At 45.2% G+C, this 22,461-nt stretch carries 23 protein-coding genes; 18 read left to right on the plus strand and 5 right to left on the minus strand.

Annotation, left to right across the window (positions count from 1 at the left end):
- Positions 1-66: 66 nt before the first annotated feature.
- Positions 67-1,209 carry a cupin domain-containing protein gene (locus FS373_RS19440; protein ID WP_144046282.1) on the minus strand — a complete coding sequence of 381 codons (1,143 nt, stop codon included), beginning with the start codon at positions 1,207-1,209 and terminating at the stop codon, positions 67-69.
- 365 nt (positions 1,210-1,574) lie between these two features.
- Here FS373_RS19440 and fusA point away from each other — a divergent pair, with 365 nt between their 5' ends.
- Both fusA and FS373_RS19450 read left to right on the plus strand, forming a co-directional pair.
- On the plus strand, positions 1,575-3,668 hold the full coding sequence (fusA, locus tag FS373_RS19445; protein WP_144046281.1) for an elongation factor G: 2,094 nt from the start codon (positions 1,575-1,577) through the stop codon (positions 3,666-3,668).
- A gap of 154 nt (positions 3,669-3,822) precedes the next feature.
- A complete protein-coding gene (locus tag FS373_RS19450; RefSeq protein ID WP_144046280.1) occupies positions 3,823-4,443 on the plus strand; it encodes a PolC-type DNA polymerase III in 621 nt (206 codons plus the stop codon).
- A gap of 15 nt (positions 4,444-4,458) precedes the next feature.
- Here the strand turns inward: FS373_RS19450 and FS373_RS19455 are convergent, their stop codons facing one another.
- Both FS373_RS19455 and FS373_RS19460 read right to left on the minus strand, forming a co-directional pair.
- The gene (locus FS373_RS19455; RefSeq protein ID WP_144046279.1) at positions 4,459-5,487 is read right to left on the minus strand and encodes a LacI family DNA-binding transcriptional regulator; all 1,029 of its coding nucleotides are present in this window, start codon (positions 5,485-5,487) and stop codon (positions 4,459-4,461) included.
- Between the two features lie 136 nt (positions 5,488-5,623).
- Positions 5,624-6,331 (minus strand): DUF3334 family protein, encoded by a 708-nt coding sequence (locus FS373_RS19460; RefSeq protein ID WP_144046278.1) that lies wholly within the window; start codon positions 6,329-6,331, stop codon positions 5,624-5,626.
- A gap of 603 nt (positions 6,332-6,934) precedes the next feature.
- Here FS373_RS19460 and FS373_RS19465 point away from each other — a divergent pair.
- The 4 genes from FS373_RS19465 to crr all read left to right on the plus strand — a co-directional run bounded on the left by FS373_RS19465 (position 6,935) and on the right by crr (position 9,950).
- A complete protein-coding gene (locus FS373_RS19465) occupies positions 6,935-7,321 on the plus strand; it encodes an ACT domain-containing protein (protein ID WP_144046277.1) in 387 nt (128 codons plus the stop codon).
- A gap of 28 nt (positions 7,322-7,349) precedes the next feature.
- Entirely contained in the window at positions 7,350-7,607 is a 258-nt protein-coding gene (locus FS373_RS19470; RefSeq protein ID WP_144046276.1) for an HPr family phosphocarrier protein, read from the plus strand.
- Between the two features lie 44 nt (positions 7,608-7,651).
- Positions 7,652-9,367: a phosphoenolpyruvate--protein phosphotransferase gene (ptsP, locus tag FS373_RS19475; RefSeq protein WP_144046275.1), complete on the plus strand. Its 1,716-nt coding sequence runs from the start codon at positions 7,652-7,654 to the stop codon at positions 9,365-9,367.
- Positions 9,368-9,440: 73 nt separating this feature from the next.
- The gene (crr, locus tag FS373_RS19480; protein ID WP_144046274.1) at positions 9,441-9,950 is read left to right on the plus strand and encodes a PTS glucose transporter subunit IIA; all 510 of its coding nucleotides are present in this window, start codon (positions 9,441-9,443) and stop codon (positions 9,948-9,950) included.
- A gap of 292 nt (positions 9,951-10,242) precedes the next feature.
- On the opposite strand, the gene FS373_RS19485 is transcribed toward crr, so the two are convergent.
- Positions 10,243-10,521, minus strand: coding sequence for a hypothetical protein (locus FS373_RS19485; protein WP_144046273.1), 279 nt, complete (start codon positions 10,519-10,521; stop codon positions 10,243-10,245).
- 47 nt (positions 10,522-10,568) lie between these two features.
- The gene (locus FS373_RS19490; RefSeq protein WP_144046272.1) at positions 10,569-11,048 is read right to left on the minus strand and encodes a hypothetical protein; all 480 of its coding nucleotides are present in this window, start codon (positions 11,046-11,048) and stop codon (positions 10,569-10,571) included.
- A 699-nt stretch (positions 11,049-11,747) separates the two neighbouring features.
- Between FS373_RS19490 and FS373_RS19495 the strand changes: the two genes are divergently transcribed.
- The 12 genes from FS373_RS19495 to moeB all read left to right on the plus strand — a co-directional run bounded on the left by FS373_RS19495 (position 11,748) and on the right by moeB (position 22,390).
- The gene (locus tag FS373_RS19495; RefSeq protein ID WP_194165908.1) at positions 11,748-12,125 is read left to right on the plus strand and encodes an ArsC family reductase; all 378 of its coding nucleotides are present in this window, start codon (positions 11,748-11,750) and stop codon (positions 12,123-12,125) included.
- Complete coding sequence (gene dapE, locus FS373_RS19500) at positions 12,122-13,252, plus strand: succinyl-diaminopimelate desuccinylase (RefSeq protein ID WP_152830387.1); 1,131 nt, start codon at positions 12,122-12,124, stop codon at positions 13,250-13,252. Before FS373_RS19495 ends, dapE begins: the two co-directional genes overlap by 4 nt.
- Positions 13,246-13,920, plus strand: coding sequence for a M15 family metallopeptidase (locus FS373_RS19505; RefSeq protein ID WP_152830388.1), 675 nt, complete (start codon positions 13,246-13,248; stop codon positions 13,918-13,920). The genes dapE and FS373_RS19505 overlap by 7 nt, the downstream gene beginning before the upstream one ends.
- A gap of 108 nt (positions 13,921-14,028) precedes the next feature.
- The gene (locus FS373_RS19510) at positions 14,029-14,862 is read left to right on the plus strand and encodes an alpha/beta fold hydrolase (RefSeq protein ID WP_152830389.1); all 834 of its coding nucleotides are present in this window, start codon (positions 14,029-14,031) and stop codon (positions 14,860-14,862) included.
- Positions 14,863-14,984: 122 nt separating this feature from the next.
- Entirely contained in the window at positions 14,985-15,602 is a 618-nt protein-coding gene (gene can, locus FS373_RS19515; protein ID WP_144046269.1) for a carbonate dehydratase, read from the plus strand.
- A 198-nt stretch (positions 15,603-15,800) separates the two neighbouring features.
- Positions 15,801-16,985: an 8-amino-3,8-dideoxy-alpha-D-manno-octulosonate transaminase KdnA gene (gene kdnA / locus FS373_RS19520; protein ID WP_152830390.1), complete on the plus strand. Its 1,185-nt coding sequence runs from the start codon at positions 15,801-15,803 to the stop codon at positions 16,983-16,985.
- Between the two features lie 73 nt (positions 16,986-17,058).
- A complete protein-coding gene (gene kdnB / locus FS373_RS19525; protein ID WP_144046267.1) occupies positions 17,059-18,129 on the plus strand; it encodes a 3-deoxy-alpha-D-manno-octulosonate 8-oxidase KdnB in 1,071 nt (356 codons plus the stop codon).
- Positions 18,130-18,247: 118 nt separating this feature from the next.
- Positions 18,248-18,985, plus strand: a complete 738-nt coding sequence (gene kdsB / locus FS373_RS19530; RefSeq protein WP_144046266.1) for an 8-amino-3,8-dideoxy-manno-octulosonate cytidylyltransferase KdsB — start codon at positions 18,248-18,250, stop codon at positions 18,983-18,985.
- Between the two features lie 64 nt (positions 18,986-19,049).
- Positions 19,050-19,310 (plus strand): DUF2897 family protein, encoded by a 261-nt coding sequence (locus FS373_RS19535; protein WP_144046265.1) that lies wholly within the window; start codon positions 19,050-19,052, stop codon positions 19,308-19,310.
- A 220-nt stretch (positions 19,311-19,530) separates the two neighbouring features.
- A complete protein-coding gene (locus tag FS373_RS19540; protein WP_144046264.1) occupies positions 19,531-20,424 on the plus strand; it encodes a PLP-dependent cysteine synthase family protein in 894 nt (297 codons plus the stop codon).
- A gap of 61 nt (positions 20,425-20,485) precedes the next feature.
- Positions 20,486-20,917 (plus strand): Mov34/MPN/PAD-1 family protein, encoded by a 432-nt coding sequence (locus tag FS373_RS19545; RefSeq protein WP_144046263.1) that lies wholly within the window; start codon positions 20,486-20,488, stop codon positions 20,915-20,917.
- Positions 20,918-20,968: 51 nt separating this feature from the next.
- Positions 20,969-22,390 (plus strand): molybdopterin-synthase adenylyltransferase MoeB, encoded by a 1,422-nt coding sequence (moeB, locus tag FS373_RS19550; protein WP_152830391.1) that lies wholly within the window; start codon positions 20,969-20,971, stop codon positions 22,388-22,390.
- Positions 22,391-22,461: the final 71 nt, after the last annotated feature.

The following is a 22,461-nucleotide window of genomic DNA, read 5'->3' on the forward strand; positions in this document are numbered from 1 at the left end:
AAACAATATAAATACTCTAACAAAAATGGAGCCTTATGGCTCCATTTTATGACGAGTTTTAAAAGGTTAATCTTCTTCGAAATACCAGAAACCGGCATTGATCCACATGGTGAGCATGTCGATGAAGCCATCATCTTTAATCCAAGGTTCTAGCATCACAGGCGTAAGGACTTGATGATCGCAGAGCATGGGAATTATGCTCATCAACCTAGGCGACATAGATATTTTCTCGCCGTTGAGATAGAAGATCCCCTGCTCGACTGAATGTTCAAAATAGAGACAGCGTAGCCCCCCAAGACGAGTTAGCCCTTGATTGCCGAGAAGCTCAACAATATCAGCAGGCTGAAATCCTAATTCTTCTTCAACAAGGTCCAATTCACACTTAGATTGAGTCAGATAACGGCCGGAAAATTCACTAATAAGTTGATCATCCAGAGTATCGAGTAATTGCGCCTTGATACGGGCCAGATCTGCATCACTTATCTTGCCGCTTTGCCTGGCAAGGGGACGACCCGGATCGGCTATCTGCTCACAGCCTAAATCATTATCGATCAGATGATCCGCGAGCGCGCTCACCATATCTTTAGCTGATGCGGTGCGATATCCCACAGAGAAGCTCATGGACGCTTCCAGTGTCACCCCGTCGTGAGGAAAACCTGGTGGCAGATATAAGATATCACCGGGCAATAACTCGACATCAATAATGGGCTCAAAGGCTTCCGTGTGCAGCAGTGCTGGATGTGCGGCAAACTCTTTATGTGGTCCTCTATCTCCCACCCGCCAACGACGACGGCCAGAGCCCTGGCAGATAAACACATCATAGAGATCAATATGTGGACCAACACCGCCACCAGGTGTGGCATAACTCACCATGACATCATCGAAACGCCAGCGGGGAATAAAATCAAAACACTGAATAAGCCGCTCTGCATCTGGTAGCCAATGGTTTAGTGCCTGAACGACCAGAGTCCAGTCTGACTCTCCTAAATCTTCATAAGAATCAAAAGGGCCGAACTCGGCCTGCCATTGTCCTAGCTCTTTATAGATACGGCGAGACTCGACCAGTTCATCACAGGCAAGACCCGCCATCTCTTCGGGCGTGAGTAAGTCTTCAAAATTTCTGAATCCTTGTCGAATAACCAGAGGTTTCTTCTGCCAATAATCTCTAAGGAAGGTTTCCGGTGTAAGTTCACCTAAGTGCAGATGCATAGTAATAAAGCCATTAAAAATTTGCGCGATACTAGCAACAAATATCCCTATAAACGCTCGATAAGATCATAAAAAAGGAGGCTTTAAGCAGACAATTGCGACTAACAGATGAAATAGTACTGAACTAAGCTCACATTTAGTAAAAATGATATAAGTATAAATAGGGTTTAACAATTCTAGTCTGACAGTCACATAACTCAGTCATATCAGGCAATACAGGCAATAACCTCTTAGTTAGAATGCGTATTTTATTGGCTTATCTAATCGAAAGTAGCGGATTTTAATAAAAATCTATAAAGATATTCTCAAAGTGTTGATATACTTCCCCCCGAATTTTAGAACGTAACTCCAATTAGAGTAGAAAAATGACTGATTTATCAAAGTACAGAAACATTGGTATCTTCGCTCACGTTGACGCGGGTAAGACCACCACAACTGAGCGTATCCTAAAGCTTACCGGTAAAATCCATAAGATCGGTGAAGTTCATGATGGCGAATCAACAACTGATTTCATGGAACAGGAAGCTGAGCGTGGTATTACCATTCAGTCTGCTGCTGTAAGTTGTTTTTGGAACGATCACCGTTTTAACGTTATCGACACCCCTGGCCACGTTGACTTCACAGTAGAAGTTTATCGTTCTCTTAAGGTCCTTGATGGCGGTATCGGCGTATTCTGTGGTTCTGGTGGTGTTGAGCCTCAGTCAGAAACTAACTGGCGTTATGCGAACGAATCAGAAGTTGCACGTATCATCTTCGTCAACAAGTTAGACCGTATGGGTGCTGACTTCCTACGTGTTGTTAAGCAGACTAAAGATGTTCTGGGTGCTAACCCGATCGTCATGGTACTTCCTATCGGTATCGAAGATGAGTTCTCTGGTCTGGTTGACCTGCTGACTCGTAAGGCTTGGATATGGGACGAAACCGGACAAGCTGAAAACTATAAGATTGAAGATGTTCCAGCTGACATGGTTGACCTTGTAGAAGAATACCGTGAAATGCTAATCGAAACTGCCCTAGAGCAGGATGACGATTTGCTAGAAGCCTACATGGAAGGCGAAGAGATTTCTATCGAAGATATTAAGCGTTGTATCCGTACTGGTACTCGTAAAATAGATTTCTTCCCAACATACTGTGGCTCAGCATTTAAGAACAAGGGCATGCAGCTTCTGCTTGACGCCGTTGTTGATTACTTACCAGCGCCACAAGAAGTTGATCCACAGCCGCTTACCGACGAAGAAGGCGAGCCAAATGGTGAATTCGCTATCGTATCTGCCGATGAGCCATTTAAAGCGCTTGCATTCAAGATCATGGATGACCGTTTCGGTGCCCTGACCTTCGTACGAATCTACTCGGGTCGTCTTAATAAAGGTGACACCATACTGAACTCGTTCACAGGTAAAACTGAGCGTGTTGGCCGTATGGTTGAGATGCAAGCCGATGAGCGTAACGAATTATCTTCAGCACAAGCTGGTGACATCATTGCTATCGTGGGTATGAAGAACGTGCAAACTGGTCACACATTATGTGATCCTAAGCACCCTTGTACACTAGAAGCCATGGTATTCCCAGAGCCAGTTATCTCAATCTCTGTTAAACCGAAAGACAAAGGTGGCAGTGAGAAGATGGGTGTCGCTATCGGTAAGATGATTGCTGAAGATCCAACTTTCCGCGTTGAAACTGACGAAGATTCAGGCGAAACCATCCTTAGAGGCATGGGCGAACTTCACCTAGACATTAAAGTTGATATTCTTAAGCGTACTTACGGCGTTGAGCTAATCGTTGGTGAGCCACAAGTGGCATACCGTGAGACTATCACTCAGATGGTTGAAGATAGCTACACCCATAAGAAGCAGTCTGGTGGTTCTGGTCAGTTCGGTAAGATCGACTACGTTATCCGTCCAGGCGAAGCCAACACTGGCTTAACATTTACCTCTAAAGTTGTTGGTGGTAACGTTCCTAAGGAATTCTGGCCTGCTGTTGAGAAAGGTTTCGCATCTCTAATGGGTACTGGTACTGTTGCTGGTTTCCCTGTGCTTGACGTTGAGTTTGAACTTCGTGATGGTGCTTTCCATGCAGTTGACTCGTCAGCTATCGCATTCGAAATCGCTGCTAAAGGCGCATTCCGTCAGTCAATTCCAAAGGCAGATCCTAAGCTTCTTGAGCCAATCATGGCCGTTGACGTGTTCACTCCAGATGACCACGTTGGTGATGTTATTGGTGACCTTAACCGTCGCCGCGGCATGATCAAAGATCAAATGGCGGGTGTTACTGGCGTTCGTATCAAGGCTGACGTAGCGTTATCTGAAATGTTTGGTTACATCAGTACACTACGTACTATGACATCGGGCCGTGGTCAGTTCTCTATGGAGTTCTCTCACTACAGTCAGTGTCCAAACAGTGTTTCTGAAAAAGTTATCGCTGATGTTAAAGAAAGAAAAGCAGCTGAAGCTAAGAAGTAATATTACTTTTTAAGCACGCTTTCTAAACACGTAAAAGCCCGCGACTCAAATCGCGGGCTTTTGTGTTTAGAACACTTATGTGCATTTGGATTGGGATCATACCAATCGGTATAAATGGACCTTGTTTTCTGTATCATATTAGGCGTAAAAATAGATGAGCTCTCCCGCAGCCGACTCAGTCATTATTCTCGATTTCGAGACCACAGGCCTCTCCCCTAACCAAGGAGATAGAGCCATAGAAATTGGCGCCGTGAGAATAGAAGACGGTATAGTCGTCGATACATTTCAAGAACTGATGAACCCAGGTTTTCGTGTCAGTGGATTCATTGCTGGCTACACAGGTATTTCAAACGCTATGTTAGCCAATGCAGCTCCATGTGAAGAAGTGATGGCACGTTTCGCTGACTTCATCTGCGACCATAATCTGGTGGCACATAATGCCTCGTTCGATCAACGCTTCTTAGATGCCGAGCTCGACGCTATTAATTTACGCTATGGCGGGGAATTTGCCTGTTCCATGTTGATAGCACGCCGTTTATATCAAGATGCCCCCAACCATAAACTCGGTGGCCTGGTTGAATATAAACAGATTGAAAATGATGGTGTATTTCACCGGGCATTGGCCGATTCAGAGATGACAGCTAAGCTCTGGTTACAGATGCTTGATGATATGCGCAACGAACATAACATCATAGAACCGAGTTTTACCTTGATGCAGGACTTGTCACGAAAACCTAAGGCTCAGGTCAATCGCTTCTTAAGTATGCTCGATTAAGTTCATGACCAGAGCTTAACGCGCACAGGCCGTCGACTCTCTGACAATTAACCTGGTTGGGATCAGCTGGGCTTTGACTGCTTCACCTCTAATCAGCTTGAGTACACTGTCAACCAAGATTTCACCGGCAAGTTTAGTGTTTTGTTTAACCGTAGTCAGCGGAGGGTTAGCGAAACTGGCGACAGGTATATCGTCATAGCCAACGATTGATACTTGCTGCGGAACTGAAATCCCCTGCTCTTTTAACGCCCGAATGGCACCTATGGCAATGAGATCACTGGCGGCAAAAATCGAGTCAAACTCCAATCCCGAATCGAACAGTTTATTCGCCGCCTCGAAACCAGATGCCTCGGTGCTGATAGCACTAAACTGACACTTCTTATTGAGAGGTAAACCAGCTTGTTTCATCGCTCTGCTATGGCCTAAGTACCTGTCTCTAAACTCAGGGCTATGGCTGCTCGAGTCGCCTAAGAAGGCGGGCCGTGTACGGCCTTGCGACAATAGATGCTCAGTCGCTATCAAGCCCCCTTGAAAGTTATCACAACCGATAGACAAGACTGACTTGTTGTTATGCTCCGCCCCCCAAATAACAAAATGGGTATTTTGCTCCAGGAGTTTTTCCAACTTGGCTTCATAATCCAAATAATCACCATAGCCGAGCAATATGATGCCATCGGCCTTATTACTGTCTTCATAATCTCCATGCCAGTCGCTACTGAGCTGTTGAAATGAAACCAGCAGATCGTAGCCCTGCTGAGCCGTGGCTCTGGTTATTGATCCCAACATGGAGAGGAAAAATGGATTGATCAGTGAGTCATCATTGGTTGGGTCTTCACACAGAAGTAACGCTATTGTCTTGCAGTTTTGTGTCCGTAAATTACTGGCATTTTTATCGACTTTATAGTTGAGCTCTTTAGCTATCGCTTGGATCCGCTCGCGGGTTTCGAGATTCACCAATGGGCTGTTTCTCAATGCCCTGGATACTGTAGATTGAGATACGCCTGCGCGATACGCAATGTCTATCGAAGTTGCTTTCAATGCCATTTAACTAAGCACCTTATTATTGTTTTTATTCTAACGCTGAGTATTAACCATTATTGCAGATAGATTCTAAACCCTGTTAGCCAGTGAGTAAGCCATACTCTTACGTATGGCCTGATTGCGCTTCAATAAAAAGCCATTAAAGTCCTAGTTCATTGAGCAGATCATCTGCTTCATCAGCCATCGGCTTATTATCCATTACCTGAACTAAGGGAGAAACCTGAGACTTAGCCTTGTGGTTATGTCCATGCTCAGCCAATAGATCATCAGGATCAAACTCCTCTTCGGCATCGAAATCTTTAAGCTTAATAAACTCAGTCTTGTCCATGGCAAACTCAAGATAGAATATATGATTGCTCTGAGTTCGGAACGATACTCTTCTCGCCACAGCCTCGTCTAAATTGGTATCGATGGAGATAGTTAGCTCTTTATTGATGGTCAGCATTTTTGGCTGACTCTGGTTAATAGAAGTCTGTAGTTGTTTGTTCACCTTACTGATAAAGTCGCCCAAGATCTGGTTCATTAATTCACTCAATACATCACCGACTTCATCGGATGTATGAGAAAAAGCCAGCTCAGATTCCGGCATACCCATCTGTTTCATGTAAGAGCGATAAATCTCGATGGCTGCAGGGGCCGAGAAATTAATCACAACTAATCCCGAGAAGCCCCCATCAAAAATAGAGAAACAACCGAGATCGGGTTTGAGACAAGTGCGGGTAATACTCTGCACCATAGCAGCATGTGTGACCTGGCTTGCCGTGGTACTGGATAATACATGGGAAACTGAATTACAAAGTTTGATTAATATGTCATCGGATGTGATAACAGTGGGTGTTGTAGTCATGAGGCCAACCCAAAAAGAATAATAATTAATTTTGCGCCCAATCAGCAAAAAAATCAAAGTGAAAACAATAAATTAACAGGTATAATATAAGAAAACATTCAAACATGACGATAAGACAATGAATTTAAATGATTTTTTAAAATTTACTCATGATGACGAAAAAATGAATAATACCCTGAGGTTATTGCTAATATCTCGAAAAAAGACACTAAAAGTTACACTTTAAAACGACTACCGATTGGTATAACAGCAAGATATCTCTTCAGACTAAGGTAAAATCTTTTACATTTACGCTTATTAATAGATATTTAGAGGTGTCGTCGTTCAAATTCAGCTGCTCGCGTTTAATGCCGTCATTAAAAGTAACTGCTGCTCGGCAGTATCTCAACAAACTATGAGCGAAGATGTTACGAAAACGTTAATCTCATTCAAAGTTTACACATCTATACTTGTTCAATACAGGAGCCGATAGCTCCCTTATTGAACAAGCAAATCCTAGTGATTTAACATAATTAAATAAAGCATAATTTTGCAAAGCTTTGCCCCAAATAACTATGCTAAGCTACTGACTCTAATTTCAAAAATATTAGGTAACGGATAATCATGGCGCGGATGACGTTAGCAGTTCATTCTCAACTCTACAGCATACATAGCTTCAGCCCCGATGCGCCTATAGCCCCAGAAATTTTTCAACAAGAGATGTTTTTTGTGGGAAAAACCAAGGATGAGCTATCCGTTGTAGTGCCTACACATTTGCTGCTAGACAGCATAGAAGAGGAAAGAGGTTGGCGCTGCTTCGAAGTGATGGGTCCATTGGGCTTCTCCATGACAGGGATTCTCTCCAGTGTTTCCGGCACTCTTGCAGATGCTGAGATCAGTATATTTGCCATCTCAACCTTCGATACCGATTATATTTTAGTAAAAAAAGACAAACTCGAGAAAGCCATCACAGCATTAAAGAAAAAGAACTTTATCATTACCGAATATTAATACCAATCCAATTTTAAGAGTTCTTGCTATGTACGAAAAATCAGTCACTATAACGGCTACCCATGGTATTCATACCAGACCCGCAGCATTGCTTGTTAAAGAAGCCAAGACCTATGCATGTGATGTCTTAGTTGAGTGCAACGGCAGGCAAGCCAGTGCCAAGAGCTTGTTTAAACTGCAAACGTTAGGCTTATATAATGGCGTCACTGTCAGAGTATTTGCCGAAGGTGAAGAAGCAGAGCAAGCCGTTGAGAGAGTCTCAGAGCTTTTAATCACGCTCAGCTAAAAGATGTGAAACATCATCAAGTCATTCGTTCATAGGAAAACAGTATGTCCATTTCGGGAATTGTTGTGTCATCGGGTATCGCCTTCGGTCAATCCAGAATACTTAAGCAACACAACACCGCACTGGATTATCGGGTATTAGCCTTAGAGCAAATTCCAGCCGAGCAAGCCAAGCTCTCCACAGCGATAGCCCAGTTTGTCACCTCATTGACTATCAGCTTACAAAGTTTAAGCCAGGATTGTGAGAATTATCAGTTAATCGAGGCCGATATCTTACTGCTAGAAGATGATGAACTTATCTCGCAATTACAGACATCAATTGCCGACCAGCAATTTACCGCCAGTGTCGCAGTGGAGCGTATTTTCACTCAACATGCGAATCAACTAAGAGCCATGGAAGACATTTATCTTGCAGATCGAGCTCAAGATATAGCGTGTCTGGGCAGTCGTTTGATATCGGCCATCAACGGTAACATCAAACATGATCTGCAAAACCTCAATGGGCCAACGATACTATTCGCTTATGATCTCACTCCAGCCGAGTTTGCCACACTGCCCCTGGATAAGATTAACGGCATAGTGCTCAAAACCGGCGGCCTCACTAGCCATACCGCCATCCTAGCCAGAAGCGCCGGGATCCCGGCCTTACTCAGTTGTGATTTTGACCTAATCAAAGGAAATGAGACTCTCAAAGATGATCAAACGGTGGCTCTCGATGCCCTATCAGGCAATGTGCATATAACCCCTAACTCAGATGTTCTTGAGCAGCTTACACAGCTCGGTAAACATGACACATTAAGAAAAGCTCAGCTACTCAAATACAAAGACCAGCCTATGGTCACCAAAGACTCTCACAGAGTCGCCCTGTTAGCCAATGTGGGATGCTTAAGCGAGATAGGTCATTTATCCGATGCTGGCGCCGATGGCATTGGCTTATTTCGCACCGAGTTTATGTTGATGAACGCCAGTGAGATGCCGACGGAAGAAGTGCAATACAGACTATATTGTGATGCGCTGCAGCTGTTAGATGGTAAAACTTTCACCATAAGAACCTTAGATATCGGTGCAGATAAAGAGCTTCCCTGTCTGTCCCTGCCACCAGAAGACAACCCGGCACTGGGTTTTCGTGGTGCCAGATATTCACTCGCTCACCCTGAACTGCTCAAAGTTCAATTGAAAGCCGTACTCAGGGCTGCCAACCATGGTCAGATCAGATTAATGTTTCCCATGGTCAATCAAGTGGAAGAGCTGGACAAGATTTTCGACATCATAGAAGAGTGTAAGACAGAACTGGTAGACGAGGAGCGAGGATATGGCGATCTCAGTTATGGCATAGTAATAGAGACGCCAGCTGCGGTACTAAACCTGTCATCTATGCTTCCCAGACTCGACTTTATCAGCATAGGAACTAATGACCTCACCCAATATACCATGGCGGCAGACCGAACTAATCCGGCGTTAACTAAGGCTTACCCTTCACTTTCACCGGCCATTTTGACACTCATCAAGATGACGATTAACACGGCTAAGCCAGCCGGGGTCCCTATTTCTCTGTGCGGTGAACTCGCCACGAATCCCAATGTCGCTGGCATTCTGGTCGGCATGGGATTAGATGAGCTCAGTGTCAGTCCGTCCTCCTTGCTGGAGCTTAAATCTTCACTGTGCAATCACACTCTTGCTACCTATCAGAAATGGAGCCAACAGGCATTATCGATACAAAGATTAGATGAATTAAATGATTATGTGTCACACTGTTACTAGCTGATATTATTCAGTATGCTGGTGATGACAAGAGTAATAACAATAAGATAGAAATTATACTAGGGGATAATAAATGGGTTTTTTAAGCCGTATCAGACGATTAATGTCCGGGCAAACCGACCTAGTTGGAGGCATAGATGTGTATGCCCCCGTATCAGGCGAGATAGTCCCAATTGAAAAAGTACCCGATGTGGTATTTGCCGAGAAAATTGTCGGCGACGGGTTAGCCATCAACCCTAAGGGCAAACAGATCGTCGCGCCAATCGATGGCACCATAGGAAAAATATTCGAAACCAACCACGCATTCAGCATTGAATCGCCGCAAGGGCTGGAACTCTTCGTTCATTTTGGAGTGGGCACGGTGGAATTACGAGGCAATGGCTTCAAGCGTTTGGCTGAAGAAGGCCAGGAAGTCAAAATGGGAGAGCCCATCTTAGAGTTTGATATCGGATATCTCAAAGAACAAGTCGAGAGTCTACTGACTCCGGTCGTCCTCGCCAACATGGAAGATATTCAATCATTGGATAAAAGGCAGGGCTCAATCGAAGCCGGCAAGGATGTCATCTTCACTGTCGTGCTCTAAACTCCCTTCGCTGATAGTCACCCCTTCACAGGAGTTAAGCCCAGTGAAGGGGTACTGAGCCTGCTTCGACCTAAAAAATTCACCATGTGACGAACACTTCTCTTACGGAATATGGTCTAGGAAAAGAGAATACTGCACTTACGGGAAAGGCACTAAGATCAAGCAGCAAACGGCCAACAGATAAAGCACATTTATAGTGGCGTCAATCGAAGGCATGAGCCTGTCTGAAATTCTAGGTTTGTCAGAGTAAAGCAAGATGAGAATAACTATGGGTGTCCTGATTGTTCCATATTTATGACCAAATATTCGATACTAAACCACCTAAAGCCAATAAACCACCACCGCATAACCACCAACAAAACATTCTTTTTACGCTATTCAGGTTAAAAGGAAAGCCTATTACCCAAATGTAAGAAGTCACTGACATCACCAAGCCATAAAGTAAGCCAATAAAAACCCCTGCTCCTTGACTTATTTCTAGTGCTAGTGATGTAAAAAGGGTTGCCATGCCTGCGACCACATGGATTACTCCTAGCAGTGAAGCACTTTTTAATGTGGCTTCAAATTTCAATTACTAGTGCCTCGAAGCAAAATATCACCCTGTTAACAGGTTGATATTTATTTCTCACTTTTCTTTTGGCTTAAATAAATCCAACCTTTATTTTCAACGCAAATTAATGCTTTGCTGGTTAAAAGGTTAATTTCATCTAATGTACGTTTGAATTCTTTATCTTCGAATATTGGGTTAGTAGTAATGTCGCTTAGACCTAACTCTGGAAAACTAAATGCAAGTTGATACATTAAACTATCCATTGAATACTGATATAATTTTTTCGGATCGGAAATTTTTAATTCGCCAAACATAAAGAATTTACCTAAAAAAGATTGATTTTGGCATTCATTATAGTCTGTCGCATATGGCTCTTGAGTAGCGGCCATTTTTCCATATTTAATGTGTTCAACTTCCCCACCTTGAGGTTTTATAACTTGTTTTTCAAAATATTTATTAATATCTGACTGCGAAGTTTTACTAACGTATGGGGTTGGTTTACATGCACATAATAAAATTAAGGAGCTTAATAACAATTTACTTTTCATTTGACCTAATACTCGATTATAAATATCATTTTAGTATACGGCAAGCGGGTTTCGCCAATGCCTCTTGGGAAAGAGTGCACAAAAATCAGTCTTAAAAATACATTAAAAACAGTTCATTACTTTAACAACAAGCAGATTGTATCCAATACACTTTCGGACAAAACTCAGTTGCGCGTTTTCACGTCCTATTATCTGAGTAGGACTTGAACGCATACTTTCATCTTACTGAATTTACACCACTTTTTTGTATCTCAATAATAAAGCGTGAATTTAGTTTTGGCAATAGTGGTTTGATTTTTTATAAATCAGAATATCATTGTGTATCAATACAGCTCAAGGCTAGTTTTTGCTTAAGTCAAAAGAGAAGTATTTTTCTAAAATAGATTTTTAAAGGAAATAATCCAGCACCCATGAGCGGTTCATTTACTCTCAGTAATGAAATGCCATCACCTAAACGTGCTGCTACCTTAGAAATCCCTAAGGCTCAGCATAATGATATGAATCCTAGATTTAACAGAATGACCCTAGGCATTTACTGCTCACTGAGCTAATTTCGATAAAATATTAACCTTGTTTATGCTATTTACTCGTAAGCGCACTAGATGCTTGAGTCCTTTGCATGGCAATGCCACAATGCGTGCAAATAACAATTCATGCATCTGGTGAGTTAACCTGCTCACTTACATGAGTAACATAGGCATGAACATCTGCTTTTTAAATGGAGTAACCACCTTGATCCTCTACGGCATAAAAAACTGCGATACCGTACGTAAAGCCAGAAAATGGCTTCAGGCTAACCAACCTCAAGTGACTTTTCATGACTTTCGCGAAGATGGACTCGACAAAGACCAGCTGACTAGCTGGGTCGCCATGGCGGGCTGGGAAACCTTGTTCAACAAACGCAGCACCAGTTTTAGAAATTTGTCGGATGCCGACAAGTCTGATATCGATCAGAATAAGGCCATCGAGCTGATGCTTGCCCACCCTACGCTGATCAAGAGGCCCGTATTAGTTGCCGCAGATAAGGTACAAGTTGGTTTTAAAGAAGCCGAATACCAAGCCTGGTTTACCCTATGAGTCAGGATGTATTAACGCTGGCACAAGACCTTATCTCTCGCCCCTCAGTCACACCACTGGATGAAGGCTGTCAGCAATTAATGGCCGACAGGTTGGCTAAGGCCGGTTTCGACATTGAACCTATGGTGTTCGAAGACACCACCAACATGTGGGCCAGACGCGGCACCGAAAAGCCGCTATTTTGCTTCGCAGGTCATACCGATGTGGTGCCTGTGGGCGATCTCAATCGTTGGCACACGCCGCCATTCGACCCAGTCGTTATTGATGGTTATCTGCACGGACGCGGCGCCGCCGATATGAAGGGCTCGCTCGCCGCCATGTTGGTTGCGACAGAGCGTTTCGTCGAGAAAAACCCGGATCATAAGGGCTCCATCGCCTTCTTGATCACCAGTGACGAAGAGGGACCTTTCATCAACGGCACCACTCGCGTCATAGACACCTTAGAGGCCCGTAATGAGAAGATCACTTGGTCTCTGGTCGGTGAGCCATCATCGACTCATAAGCTAGGTGATATAGTCAAGAATGGTCGCCGAGGTAGCCTCACGGGTAACTTAACCGTCAATGGCATTCAGGGCCATGTGGCCTACCCTCACCTTGCGGACAATCCAATTCATAAGGCGATGCCAGCCTTAGATGAGTTGGCCAAGATGCATTGGGATAAGGGCAATGAATACTTTCCCCCCACCAGCTTCCAGATAGCCAATATCAATGGTGGCACAGGTGCATCAAATGTGATACCTGGGGCATTAGAAGTCATGTTTAACTTCCGATATTCCACCGAGGTCACCGCCGAGATCCTTATCCAACGCGTGCTCAATATTTTAGATGCTCACGGGTTAGAGTACGATATCAGCTGGATTTATAACGGCCTGCCATTTCTCACCGGTGATGGGCCTCTGCTCGATGCGACCAAAGCAGCAATCAAGCAAGTCACAGGAACTGATACCGATCCACAAACCACAGGTGGCACCTCAGATGGACGCTTCATCGCCCCTACTGGCGCACAAGTGATTGAGCTTGGCCCGGTTAATGCCACGATCCACAAAGTGAATGAGTGCGTTAAAGTGGATGATATCGAACAACTCGCGCTTTGTTATGAAGTGATATTGGAGAAATTACTTTGCTAAATTCCAAGGCGACCTACGGCCTTAACTCGAGTAACTTAGTTGAACATCAAGGTCATAAGCTCGAACGTAGAACCCGAGATGCATTCATCGAGATGGCCCGCGCCGCCGACTGTTATGGAGTAACACTCCAGCTCTGCTCCGGTCACCGTGATTTCAAAAGACAAGTTAAGATTTGGAACTCCAAGGCCAGTGGTAAACGGCCTGTTCTTGACCTTAAGTCGCGAGCGGTTAGCCTGAAAGGTAAATCTGCCGATGAGATCATAGATCTGATCTTGCTCTGGTCAGCACTGCCCGGTGCCTCACGCCACCATTGGGGCACAGATATCGATGTCTTTGATGCTACTGGTATCAAACAAGAAGATTTAAAACTGGTGACCGCCGAATACTCACCGGGGGGGCCTTGTGCCAATCTTTACCTCTGGTTGCTAGAGCATGCCGCTGAATTTGGCTTTTATTTTCCTTTTCAACAAGGATTAAGTGGCGTCAGCCCAGAGCCCTGGCACTTGAGCTATTACCCGGTATCCAACGGCATCTTAAGCAATTTCGATATCGAAGGTTTAAGACAGACACTCATAGACTCAAACATCATATTTAAAGATGAGATATTGTCACGCCTGCCAGCTTTAACACAAGAATATGTGTTTAAGGTTGCGCCGCCTCCCGAGTAGGTGAGCCCAAGTAAGCACTACCGAGTAAACGCGGCGAAATTAACGCCACGGACTTAGTTACACCTAATGAAAATCGAACTCTCATTACCAATAATCACAGCAGGAAATATGAATTTTTCATCCGCAAGAAAGCAGATAACCATAGATAACAAGAGTCTTAGTTACTTAGATATAGGCACAGGTCCGGTACTATTATTCGGCCATAGTTATCTTTGGGATTCTAAGATGTGGGCTCCTCAAATTGAGCATCTGTCGAAACAGTATCGTTGTGTTGTGCCCGACCTATGGGGACACGGTGAGTCAGACACTCTTCCTGAGTCGACCCACTCATTACGAGATATCAGTCAGCAGATGCTGCAGTTGATGAATAGCTTATCAATAGACGATTTTTCTGTGATTGGCTTATCTGTCGGTGGTATGTGGGGTGCAGAGCTGGCATTAATTGCGCCGACTCGTGTTAAGGCACTCGTCATGATGAACTGCTTCATAGGCTATGAGCCTGAGGTCGCCAGAGCTAAGTATTACGCTATGCTGGATATCATCAAAGAGACCCAAAGTGTTCCTGCGCCGCTTATCGAGCAGATAGCCCCACTTTATTTCGCCAAAAACGTTGAGCTTGATAATCCAGAGTTATTTAACACATTTAAACAGTCTCTCGCCGATATAGAACCCGGGCGTATCGAGAGTATTTGTCGATTAGGTAAGATTATCTTCGGACGCCGTGACACTATGGATGATATCAATAAATTGATCTCACCTTGCTTAATCATGACGGGACTAGAAGACACAGTACGACCTGTGTTAGAAAGCTATTTAATGCACGATGCCATCGATGGCAGTGAATTTATCAATATTCCCAAGGCCGGTCATATCTCGAGTCTGGAACAGCCAGATTTTGTCAATGGTGAATTAGATAAGTTTCTCGCTAAGCGCGTAAAATAGTCTGTTAATCGTTAATTAATGTTCACCTTGTACCTTACTGAGTAGACCACCAAAGTGAACAAACGATGCTAGAATGCATTTTCGTCACAACCGACTCTTAATTACTTAATTTCAGTGAATAAATGAAAATACTAAAACCCCTATTTGACAATAATCGCCGTTGGGCCGAACGTATCGTACAAGAGAAGCCTGATTTTTTTGAGCAGTTGGCGAAGCAGCAAAATCCTGAATATTTGTGGATTGGCTGCTCGGACAGCCGAGTTCCGTCGAATCAAATTATCGACCTTATGCCTGGGGAAGTCTTCGTTCACCGCAATATCGCCAACATGGTGATCCACACGGATCTTAATTGTTTATCTGTACTTCAATATGCGGTCGAAGTGCTAAAAGTGAAACACATAATGGTTGTCGGCCACTATGGCTGTGGCGGCGTGAAAGCCTCCATGGGTAAGCAGAGACTCGGACTCATCGATAACTGGCTCGGGCACATCAGAGATATCCACCGTCTTCATAGTGAAGAACTCAATAAACTCGATGAACAAGAGAAATTCGATCGTCTCTGTGAACTCAACGTCATCGAGCAAGTCGGCAATGTCAGTAGCACCAATATCGTTCAGGATGCCTGGGAACGAGGACAAAATGTCTCCGTTCACGGCTGGATTTACAGTGTCGAAAATGGCTTACTGTCAGATCTTGATGTCACGGTCGATAACGAACAATATAAACCTGAAATCGACTAACTTGACCGTACCAGCCCTTAAACTCGTTAAAATTTAGGGGCTGGATGTACACGCTTTGCCCTATCTCTCCAATATCTTGCTTTTTTAGATAAATAATCCTTAATAAACATCGCAGTTTTCCGGCTAACCCAGTTATAATCTTTCAGTTATGATTTATATCTCGCGCAGATAAGCGCAGCGAATTCTAAGGAAATTTCCATGCCCGGTTTTGAATTATTTGGTCCTGAAGAGAAGCAAGAAGTTGCAGACGTAATGGAGAACGGTTTTACCTTCCGTTATAACTTTGATCATATGCGTAATGACCGTTGGAAAACGCGTGAGATGGAGCAGTTACTGTGTGAGAAGATGAATGTGAAACACGCTCACCTTCTTTCAAGCGGTACAGCAGCCCTACAAACAGCCCTTGCCGCAGCGGGTATTGGTGCGGGCGATGAGGTTATCGTGCCTCCATTTACATTCGTCGCCTCTGTAGAAGCTGTATTTATGGCTGGTGCAGTCCCTGTTTTTGCCGAAATAGATGAGACGCTTTGTCTATCTCCTGAAGGCATCGAAGCGGCGATCACCCCGCGTACTAAAGCAGTTAACTTAGTGCACATGTGTGGTTCTATGGGCAAGATGGACGAAATTAAGGCCATCTGTGATAAGCATGATCTGGTTTTGCTGGAAGATGCCTGTCAGGCTATCGGCGGCACCTACAAGGGTCAAGCTCTAGGCACCATCGGTGATGTAGGCTGTTACTCTTTCGACTCGGTTAAGACCATCACCTGTGGTGAAGGCGGAGCCGTTATCACTAACAGCGACACCATCTATAACCACACGCATATGTTCTCTGATCATGGCCACGACCATGTGGGCAACGACCGCGGCGCCGAAGACCATCCAATCATGGGTCTTAACTTCCGTATCTCTGAGCTGAACTCGGCTATGGGCCTGGCGCAATTGCGTAAGCTTGATACCATCATAGAGATCCAGCGTAAGCATAAGAAGCTCATCAAGGATGCCATGGGCGACATCGCCGAAGTGACGTTCCGTGAACTTCCCGATGCAGAGGGCGACTCGGCTGGCTTCCTGACCTTTATGATGCCAACTGAAGAGCGCACCATAGAGATCAACAAAAAATTAGCCGGAAATGGCGTAGACGGTTGTTTTTACTGGTATATCAACAACTGGCACTACCTGAACAATTGGAAGCACATTCAAGAGCTTAAATCTTGCTCTGCCCTGCCGATCACATTAATCGACGACCGTCCTGACTATACTAAAGTGTCGGTGCCTAAGTCTGATGCCATCATGAGCAAGACCATCTCTATGTTGATTAAACTCTCCTGGACTGAGGAAGAGATTGCCCAGCGTATCGAGAACATTAAGAAAGCCTTTGCTTAAATAGCATTGACCCATATTTTTTATTGCGCCTTCAATCTAGGCGCAATTTCACATTTCAACGGAGAATGTTGTAATGAGTTTTAAGAATTTCAAATGCGTACCTAAAATGATTTTTGGACGTGGTTCATTCGTCGACCTCGATAAAGTATTGGGCGAAGAGCGTAAGAGTGAAGATGATTTCGTGGTCTTTCTTGTGGATGATGTCCATCAGGACAAGCCACTAGCGGCTCGCGTTCCCGTTAAAGGCCATGATCTACTTATCTATGTTAACGTTGACGAAGAGCCATCGACTAAGCAAGTCGATGCCCTCACCGAACAGGTGCAAGCCTTCAACGGCAAGCTTCCTGTGAGCGTCGTAGGTCTGGGTGGTGGTTCGACTCTGGATTTAGCCAAGGCAGTGTCTTTGATGCTAACCAACCCAGGTGGCAGCGCCATGTATCAAGGTTGGGATCTTATCAAGAATCCGGCGATTCATCATATCGGTATCCCGACGATTTCGGGTACCGGCGCCGAAGCATCACGCACAGCTGTGCTGTGTGGTCCGGTGCGTAAACTGGGTCTGAACTCAGATCACACGGTATTCGATCAGATCATTATGGACTCTGAACTTATCGCCGGTGTCGAAAAAGATCAATGGTTCTATACGGGTATGGACTGCTTTATCCATTGTGTTGAATCGCTACAGGGCACTTTCCTCAACGAATTTGCTAAAGCCTTCGCTGAAAAATCTATGGATCTTTGTCGTCAAGTCTATATCGACGATCATGCAGAGAAAGATGATAAGTTGATGATGGCCTCATACATGGGCGGCATGAGCATAGCCTATAGTCAGGTCGGTGCTTGCCATGCCGTATCTTACGGCTTAGGTTATGTACTGGGTTATCATCACGGTATCGGTAACTGTATTGCCTTCGATGTACTCGAAGACTTCTACCCTCAAGGGGTTGCAGAGTTCCGCACCATGATAGAGAAACATAACATCACCATCCCTAAAGGTATCTGTAAAGATCTTCCTGATGAGACTATCGCTAAAATGGTTAAGGTCGCTAAGAGCATGGGCCCACTATGGGAAAATGTCTACGGCCCTAGCTGGGAAGAGAAAGTCACCGATGAGATGCTAACGGCACTCTACCGTCGCATGTAATCATGCTGCACTCATGTGAGATGCTAACGGCACTCTTTGTGTCAGCGCATGTTACGAATGAGGGCTCAATTGAGCCCTCATCTATTGAACTAGAATTGTAAAGTGATAGGTAAATCCCATGAATGTTACCCTGTTAATCCCGGCACGCTATGGTTCAAGTCGTTTTCCAGGAAAACCACTAGCCCCGATTAACGGCAAGCCTATGATCCAGCATGTTGTTGAGCGTGCATCATTAGCCAAAGGCCTGACCTCCATCTATGTCGCCACGGACGATGTTCGTATCAAGGACGCTGTAGAAGCCTTCGGTGGTCAAGTGATAATGACCAGCCCGGAAGCCGCTTCAGGTACAGACAGAATTGAAGATGCCATAACCCAGCTTGGTTTGAAAGATGATGACCTTATCGTCAACCTACAAGGCGATCAGCCTCTGATCGATCCTATCTCAATCGAACAGATCATCAGCCTGTTTAAACGTCATCCCGGCGAGTTCGGCATGGCCACTCTAGGCTTTGAGATCACCGAAAAGAGTGAACTCGACGATCCTAAGCACGTGAAGATGGTGTTCGATAACGATTTTAATGCACTGTATTTTTCCCGTGCTCGAATTCCCTTCGGTCGTGACACCAACGACTACCCTGTGTATAAGCATTTAGGTGTGTATGCTTATACCAGAAAATTTGTATCTACCTTTGCTAAACTTCCATTAGGACGTTTAGAAGATCTTGAGAAGCTTGAGCAACTCAGGGCGCTGGAGCATGGTCATAAGATCAAGGTCGCTATCAGTGCCTTCGACTCTCCAGAAGTGGATACCCCAGAAGATATCCGCATCTGTGAAGCCAGACTGGCGGTGGATTAAATAAGCCAAAGCCTGCCTTATGGGCTTTGTTTTACTCCTTTGAGAACATTGATTAAGGGCTGTAATGTCTGATCTTGAAACTTGGCTCATCATCATTCTTGTTATTGGCGTGATAGCCAGTAATCTCGCTGTGCTCAAATACAGTGCTAAATTTAAAATGACTCAGTTCGGTAAAGATACCAAGCTCAATGTCAGAGCCAAGAAGCCTGCCGGCGCTAAGGAAAAAACCACTCCAACGGATCAGAGTTCGGCTAATGCCACGGGTAAGACTGATAATGCGGATAAAGCTGAGAACACAGATACTGATGATAAATCGGGCTCTTAGAATTTGCCAACACATCTGAAAACGTAACTGGATCACAGCGGGTTTTCACCGCCCCCATTTTTCCTAGACTCAGATATTCCTTTTTGCTCAAAATACTAAAATCCAAGAGTATCTACAACCTTTACCTATTTTCCCTAAGTTCCAATGTGCCGTTTCTACTCAGGCTCTGATTCTCATGCACTATACTCATTCGTGTCTGAGTAAATAATGAGACATGGACATGACACTGCTTGAGCTGATAGGCAATACTCCGCTACTGGATCTGAGTTTTCTCAGCGAAACACCGAATCGTATCAAGCTATTCGCTAAAGCCGAGTGGCTAAATCCTGGAGGCTCCCTCAAAGACAGGCCAGTCAAGGCCATGCTGTTACATGCCATCGAATCTGGCGAACTCACACCAGGTAAAACCATACTCGACTCCAGCAGTGGCAATGCAGGGATCTCTTACAGCATGATAGGCGCTACCCTGGGTTTTCCTGTCACCATCGTCATTCCCGGTAATGCCAGCAATGAACGTAAGCAACGTCTACAGGCCCATGGTGCGACTCTCATCGAGACAGACCCTTTAGAAGGTTACGATCAGGCATTACGCCATGTACGCGACATTTACGCCGATTCGAGGGACAAGTATTTCTACTGCGATCAATACAGCAACCCATTCAATGTCCAAGCCCACTTTCACGGCACCGCTAACGAACTTCTTCAACAAAGTCCCGAGCCCATCACCCACTTCGTCTGTGGTGTCGGCACCGGTGGCTCATTAACCGGTATAGCCAAGCGCCTGAAACAAACCAATAGCGACATATGCATTGTCGGTGTTCGGCCCGAAATCTGGCCCGGCATAGAAGGATTAAAGCCTCTGGGAGATCCCGCTGACATCATACCTGCCATCTTTGATGCCAGCTTAGTCGATGAGTGGATAGACATCAGCGCCGATGAAGCTAAGGAGATGTGTCTGAGAATGTCGAGTCATGGCTACTTCCTGGGTCAATCTTCAGGTGCTTACCTGGCCGCGAGTGAGAAGTTAATGCAGAGCCTGACCTCGGGCGTCATCACCACATTATTGTGTGATTTGGGAGAGCGCTACATCAGTTCAGGCTTGTGGCAGCGATAGAATCCAGATTGGAGTATCTGGCAAACCAGAGTGTTAACTAATACTAACCAGAGGAGCTTAGATGAGCATAGAAATAAGCAGACTGATCGAGGCCCAAATCTTAGCCCATGCCAAGACTTGTTACCCCCATGAGTGCTGTGGTTTCATCGCAGGCACCCAGGCAGACACGGCATTGTCTAAGGCGAGTTATTACCTTCCCTGTCATAATACCTTAGTAGAGAAGACCCGCCGCTTCCTTATCGATCCATTGCAATACCAAGTCGCAGAGGACAGGGCCGATGAGGAGGGACTGGCCATCATCAGCATAGTGCATTCACACCCAGATCATAGCCATGATCCTTCCGAATTTGACCGCTCACATGCCTGGCCCGGACTGAGCTACATCATCATCTCCGTTCTAGAGGGTCAGGTGAACAGTTATCGCTCCTGGCAACTCAGGGAAGATCACAGCCAGTTCGATGGAGAAGACATTCTAATGGAGGATGAACCATGAAGATCACTTCCCCAAATCAGATGAAAAAGACATGCTAATAGAGGTTGAATCATGAAGATGGTAATGAAGATCCCTTCCCCGCTGCGCCGATTTACCGACAATCAGAAGCAGATAGAACTCGATGCCCTAACAGTAAAAGAAGCGCTCACTGAACTATTTAACCGCTATCCGGATATTAAGCCTCAGATCATGGACGACACAGGTGACTTACGAAATTTTGTTAACCTATATCACAACAAGGTGGATATACGTCAGCAAGAAGGTCTGGACACTAAGCTCCAAGCTGGCAGTGAAGTGAGAATTGTCCCAGCAATCGCCGGGGGTAGTTCGCTCGATACCAGTCTGTTAGCCGATGAGCTCAGTCGCTATAGTCGACATATCCTCTTACCTGAAATAGGAATATCAGGACAGGAAGCCCTGAAAAGTGCCAGCATACTGATCATCGGCGCTGGCGGCCTGGGATGTCCATTAGCCCTCTATCTGGCCGCCGCCGGAGTGGGCCATTTGGGTCTAGTGGACGATGATGTCGTCGATGAATCAAACCTGCAGAGACAAGTGCTGTTCACCGTCGATGACATAGGGCTACCTAAGGTCGATTGCGCTAAGCGGCGTCTAGAGCGACTCAACCCAAACATTAACATAACCGGCTATCGTGAGCGCCTCACTTCAGACAATGCACTCAAGATTATAGACAAGTACGACATTATCATAGATGGCACAGACAACTTTCCTACCCGCTACCTGGTGAATGATGCCTGCGTCTTACTCAATAAACCTAACATCTACGGCAGCATCTTTCGCTTCGACGGTCAGGCCAGTGTATTCAATTATCAAGCCGGTCCCTGCTATCGCTGCCTTTATCCTACTCCCCCCCCTCCAGGTCTGGTGCCCTCCTGCGCCGAAGGTGGGGTCCTCGGTGTATTACCCAGTATCATAGCCTCTATCCAAGCCACCGAAGCCATCAAGATGATCACCAATATCGGCACACCACTCTCTGGGCGCCTGCTGTTATACGATGCCTTGGCTCTGGATTTTGAATTTCTTGCCATAATGAAAGATGCTGACTGCCCCATCTGCGGCGATAGCCCATCCATTACTAAGCTCATCGACTATCAGGCATTTTGTGGCCTCTCCCACACCAGTGAGGTAAAGGCCTATAAAGAGATAGAAGCCAAAGAACTCAAGGCTTGGATGGATAAAGATAAGCACGTGATTCTTATCGATGTAAGAGAACCCTTCGAGCGGGAAATATGCATGATAGCGGGCAGTCAATTTATTCCCATGCAAGAATTCGATGCTCACTTGGCTGAGCTGGACCCGAGTCGGGAGCTGGTTTTTCACTGCAAACTGGGGGGCCGATCCGCTAAGGTATGTGACAAGCTGATTGAGCTAGGTTTTAACAAGGTGACCAATCTCAATGGAGGTATCTTGGCTTGGATCGACCAGGTTGATCCCAGTCTGACCCGTTATTGACACCGGCTTATGCTTATACAAGAAAAATAGCGTAAAAAAAACCGGCATGGTGAACCATGCCGGTTTCGGAT

Source organism: Shewanella sp. YLB-07 (assembly GCF_009377275.1).